Source organism: Bifidobacterium sp. UBA6881, from assembly GCA_002451435.1.
Classification (GTDB): Bacteria; Actinomycetota; Actinomycetes; order Actinomycetales; family Bifidobacteriaceae; genus Bifidobacterium.
In genome coordinates this window covers 9,576-9,928 of the sequence record DKCF01000062.1, presented here as the reverse complement: position 1 = coordinate 9,928, position 353 = coordinate 9,576, and the positions used below count along the sequence as shown (strand labels likewise).

Genomic DNA, 353 nt, shown 5'->3' with positions numbered 1-353 from the left:
CGCACGAACAGCGGACGGCCTTCCGGCAGGCCGGCGAGGAACTCGCCGGAGCGGAACGGGTAGTTGATCAGACCGCCGCAGTTGGAGTCGACGTCGTCCGCGATGGAGGAGCGGAACAGGGTGCCGTACAGGGTGCCGGCGTCGATCGGGGTGCCCATGGCAGCGGCGAACTGGCCGAACAGACCGACCCAGGCGTTCAGGTCGGAGGTGAAGTTGTTGGCGTGGCTCATGCCGGCGAGGTCGCCGGACGGCGTGGTGACGAGGTCGACCTCCGGGTGCAGGGCCTTGAGCTTGTGCTCGAGCACGACCATCGCGAAGATGGAGGTTCCCGCGGAGACGTTGCCGGTGCGCAC

1 protein-coding gene is annotated in these 353 nt (G+C 68.3%); it reads right to left on the bottom strand.

Annotated elements, in window-relative coordinates:
• Window positions 1-353: FGGY-family carbohydrate kinase (locus B3C64_RS04755; RefSeq protein ID WP_291534093.1), on the bottom strand; the 353-nt coding region annotated here is incomplete at both ends.